3 protein-coding genes are annotated in these 4,853 nt (G+C 65.8%); 2 read left to right on the top strand and 1 reads right to left on the bottom strand.

The genetic code is table 11. The annotated features are described in order from the left end of the window. On the top strand, positions 1 to 761 hold a 761-nt coding region (locus tag ACE3S9_RS14850), incomplete at its 5' end, for a CBS domain-containing protein (RefSeq protein ID WP_374547257.1). On the opposite strand, the gene ACE3S9_RS14845 is transcribed toward ACE3S9_RS14850, so the two are convergent. Continuing rightward, the gene (locus tag ACE3S9_RS14845) at positions 762 to 2,684 is read right to left on the bottom strand and encodes a P-loop NTPase fold protein (protein ID WP_374547256.1); all 1,923 of its coding nucleotides are present in this window, start codon (positions 2,682 to 2,684) and stop codon (positions 762 to 764) included. It lies immediately after the preceding gene. 241 nt (positions 2,685 to 2,925) lie between these two features. On the opposite strand from ACE3S9_RS14845, the gene ettA reads away from it, so the two are divergent. After that, entirely contained in the window at positions 2,926 to 4,578 is a 1,653-nt protein-coding gene (gene ettA / locus ACE3S9_RS14840; protein ID WP_374547255.1) for an energy-dependent translational throttle protein EttA, read from the top strand. The last annotated feature ends 275 nt before the right edge of the window (positions 4,579 to 4,853 follow it).

Raw genomic sequence — 4,853 nt, 5'->3', positions numbered from 1 at the left:
AAGGCGCGGGTCGATGGACCCGCCGGGAATGGGAGGCGAAAATGATTGCGTCGGACATCATGACGAGCCCGGTCAAGACGATCGGTCCCGACGCCACGATCGAGGAAGCCATAGCGCTGCTTCTGGATAGCCATGTCTCCGGCCTGCCGGTGGCCGATGCGGACGGACGGCTGGTCGGACTGGTCAGCGAGGGCGATTTCCTGCACCGCGCCGAACTTGGCACGGCCAAGCGCAAGCCGCGCTGGATCGAGTTCCTTCTCGGTCCGGGCGAGATCGCCGAATCCTATGTGATGAGCCATGGCCGTAAGGTCCATGACGTGATGACCCGCGACGTCGCCACGGTGAGCGAATCGGCTTCGATCAATGAAGTGGTCGAGGTGATGGAGCGCCGCAAGGTCAAGCGCTTGCCGGTGGTCAGCGGCGACCGCCTCGTCGGCATCATCACCCGCGCCGATCTGCTGCGGGCTCTGTCCAAGGCCGTCGCGCCCAAGGTGGCGAACCCGGCCGAATGCACCGATCAGGCCATTCTGGACAAGCTGCTGGCCGAATTGCGTAGCCAAGGCTTCGCCTCGCCGAAGACCCTGGATGTCACCGTCGATCAGGGCGTGGTGACCCTGACCGGCGAGATTTTCGACGAAAGGCAGAGGCCGGCTCTGGTGGTCGCGGCGGAAAACATCCCCGGCGTGACCCGAGTGGTCGACAAGCTGGTCTGGATCGAGCCGTTTTCGGGGATGACGATTGGCAAGACCGAAGGCTTTTAACTAAGCTCGGTTCTCCAACATGACATGGCGGGCGAGCGCGGCCGCCCGCCGTGCGTCGTCCCGGCTGATGGGCCCGTCGACGGCCGCGGCATTGGCCAGCGCCTCCTGCAGCGTCGCCGAGCCTTGCGGGGCGAAGCCGGCGGAAGCATCGGCCAAAGCGCGCGCCAAAACCTCGCGGTCGGCCGGCGAGGCGCCGATTTCGGCCGCGATCAACAAAGCCAGCGCGGCCGTGACGCCCGAATGCGCGTCCGGCCCCGGGCGCAGGAAGCGCAGCAGATTGCGCAGGCGCTTTTGCGCGCGCGGGCTGTCGCCCGCCAAAGGCGCGAGCGCGGCGGCGAGGCGCGTTTCCAGCGGCGAGAACGGCGCGTCGAGCGGCGCCAGCGCGACCGGTTCGCGCCCATCGTCGACATCGAGCCGCAGCGGGAGCTGGATCTGGCGGGCGAGGGCGCCCGGCGCGGCGTCGAACAGCCGCGAATCCAGCGCGTAAACCGCGACCAGGCCCGGCCGCGCCAGCAGGTCGTTGATCCGGGTGAACAAGGCGGCGGGGGCGCTCACGCTCTCGAAACCGTCCACCGCGACCGCCACCTTGCGCGGCGCGCCGGCGATGGTCCCGCGCGTCAGCAGATCGGACAGCGATTCCAGAAAGCCGAGCGCGGCGGCGCGCTTCTGGGCGGCCTCGTCGGATTCCATGAAAGCCGGCGGATTGCGATTCGCCCCGGCGGCGCGCCGTTCGGCTTCCTCGGCCTTGCGGGCCAAGGCGTCGGCCTCGACGCCCAGCCGCTCCACATTGCGGGCGTGATGCGCGACATTCTGGTCGATCTCGTGGCGCTTGGCCGCGACATCCTCGTCCAGCAGGCCGGCGGCGTGAACCAGCGGCTGCATGAAATCGAAGGCGCGCCAGATATTGAGGCCGAGTAGCGCCAAAGCGATCAGAGCGAAGCCTTGCGCCACCATCGGCAACCAGTCGAGCCGGCCTTGCAGGAAATCGCTGGTCTGCACGCCGATCGACCCGGCGCTGGCGATCACGCCCAGCCAGACCGCCTTGTTCAGCGCCAGCCATGTCACGCCGCGATTGGCGGCGAAGCTCAGCGCCGACCAGACCAGCAGGCGCGTCTGGCCGCGATAGGCGTAAAGAGCGCGCAGGCCGGTCAACGCGCGCCGGATCAGGCCGCTGTTCTCATTGACGTCGCGGGTCAGGTCCTTGAACACGCCGAGCGGTTCGCCGTTGAAGCCGAACCGGCGCAGCCGCGGCTCGACGGCGCTGCGCACCTTGCGCGCATAAGCGTCGACGCGGGTGCCGGGTGTGTCATAGAGCAGGGTTTCCTTCAGGGCCGCGCGGCGAGTTTCGGTCTGGGCGAGCGCCTGTTTTTCCGAGACCAGCTTGCGGCGCACGCTGTCGAGGCGCTCCTGGGCGATCCGGGCGAGGGTGGCCGGATCGGCGCCGAAATGGGCGCCTTCCTGGGCCGCCTCCTGCGCCAAGGCGCCATGGCGCGACGACAGGGTGCGATAAAGCGCGGCGGCGAGCGCGCGCTCGGGCTCGCCGGCGAGCTCGGACGCCTTCAGCGTAACGACGGCGGTCGTTCCGGAGCCGGCCAGCTTGTCGGCCAGCCAGTTGAGCGCGCTGGTCTTGCCGGCGCCCGCCCGCGCGGTCAGGCCGATGGCGAAAGGCGAGGGCGCGTCGGGCCGGCGCAGTAGATCGGCCAATCGGTCGAGCAGCGCTTGCGTCTGCGGCGCGAAAAAGGCGCTCGCCGCCGCCGCCGGCGCGTCGGTCTCGAATCCCGCTTCGCTCGAGGAGACGGTGGCGGGCGCGGGACGGGCGGGCGGCGGCGCGGCTTCGCCGGCCCAGGGAATGTGCGGCTCCGCGCGGCGCGTATCGGCCGGGAAAATCTCGGGAGTGCGACGTTCGGGAAGGGCTGCGGACAAGGCTGAGCTCCTGAAATGGGCGCGGCGTCAAGGGGATTGAATAAAGCAAATCCGGAGCGACGCTAGGGCCGAAAGTGAATTTTTCTGTGACCTGCGGTCCCGCTTTCGTTCTCCGGCGGAAGGGCCGCGACCGCAAAAAGCCGTTTCCCCTTTGCCGGGCGATCTTTTATAAGGCCGCCAGCGACCTTCCGCCCGGCCCGCGCGAGCCCCGGGCGCTTCAATTCGGAAAGCTTCCTCGCCCATGGCGCGTCAATTCATCTACCACATGCAGGGCCTGTCCAAAACCTGGCCCGGCGGCAAGAAAGTGCTCGATAACGTCCATTTGTCCTTCTATCCGGACGCGAAAATCGGCGTTCTCGGCGTCAACGGCGCCGGTAAATCGACCCTTTTGCGCATCATGGCCGGCACGGACAAGGATTTCTCCGGCGAGGCCTGGGCCGCCGAGGGCGCGCGGGTCGGCTATCTGCCGCAGGAGCCGAAGCTCGACGAAACCCTCGACGTGCGCGGCAATGTGATGCTCGGCGTGGCCGAGAAAAAGGCCGTGCTCGACCGCTACAACGAACTCGCCATGAATTATTCGGACGAGACGGCGGACGAAATGACCAGCCTGCAGGACGAGATCGAGGCCAAGGGCCTGTGGGATCTCGACAGCCAGGTCGATCAGGCCATGGAGGCGCTCGGCTGTCCGCCCGACGATTGGGCGGTGTCGAAACTCTCGGGCGGCGAGCGCCGCCGCGTCGCGCTCTGCAAGCTGTTGCTGGAACAGCCGGAACTGCTGCTGCTCGACGAACCGACCAACCATCTCGACGCCGAAACCGTGAACTGGCTGGAAGGCCATTTGCGCAATTATCCCGGCGCGATCCTGATCGTCACCCACGACCGCTACTTCCTCGACAATGTGACGAGCTGGATTCTGGAGCTCGATCGCGGCCGCGGCATCCCCTATGAGGGCAATTATTCGACCTGGCTGAAGCAGAAGCAGAAACGCCTCGCGCAGGAAGGCCGCGAGGACGAAGCCCGCCAGCGCGCAATCGAGGCGGAAAGCGAATGGATCGCGTCGAGCCCCAAGGCGCGTCAGGCCAAGTCCAAGGCGCGTATCCAGCGCTATGAGGATCTGGTCGCCAAGCAGAACGACAAGGCGCCGACGAGCGCGCAGATCATCATTCCGGTGGCCGAGCGCCTGGGCCAGAACGTCATCGATTTCAATCATCTGTCGAAGGGTTTCGCCGACAAGCTGTTGATCGACGACCTGTCCTTCAAGCTGCCGCCCGGCGGCATTGTCGGCGTGATTGGCCCGAACGGCGCCGGCAAGACCACGCTCTTCCGCATGATCACCGGGCAGGACAAGCCCGATGGCGGCGAGATCGCGATCGGCGAAAGCGTGCAACTCGGCTATGTCGACCAGTCGCGCGACGCTTTGGACGACAAGAAGACGGTCTGGGAAGAGATTTCCGGCGGCAATGAGGTGATCTATCTCGGCAAGCGCGAGATCAATTCGCGCGGCTATTGCTCGACCTTCAATTTCAAGGGCGCGGATCAGCAGAAAAAGGTCGGCATGCTCTCGGGCGGTGAGCGCAACCGCGTGCATCTCGCCAAAATGCTGAAAAAGGGCGCCAATGTCCTGCTGCTCGACGAACCGACCAATGATCTGGACGTCGAAACCCTGCGCGCGCTGGAAGATGCGCTGAACGATTACGCCGGCTGCGCGGTCATCATCAGCCATGATCGCTTCTTCCTCGACCGCATCGCCACCCACATGCTGGCCTTCGAGGGCGACAGCCATGTCGAATGGTTCGAGGGCAATTTCGCCGATTACGAGGAAGACAAGAAGCGCCGTCTCGGCGTTGACAGCGTCATTCCGCACCGGCTGAAATACAAGAAATTCTCGCGCTAGATCGTTTCATTGTTTCATGGAAACAATGAAACGATCTAGATTTTTGTTTTGACGCGTTTTCTTTACGCGAACCGGCAACCACTTCGCTCGAAAACGCTATAACCCGTCGCGCTATTGCGCGGCGCCGCCGTCCGCCGGCGGCGCCACACGGCCGCCCTTCTTGGCGAAGACCCGCGAACTCGCCTCATTCGGCGTGATGCCCTCCGCCGCCATCTGGTTCCACCAGAAGGCGGCGCGGTCGTAACTCGGCGCGATTTCCATCAGGCTCGTATAGG

This window comes from Rhodoblastus sp. (genome assembly GCF_041915505.1).
Taxonomy (GTDB): Bacteria; Pseudomonadota; Alphaproteobacteria; order Rhizobiales; family Beijerinckiaceae; genus Rhodoblastus.
Note: the sequence above shows the minus strand (reverse complement) of the source record. Positions and strands in the feature narration are given on the sequence as shown.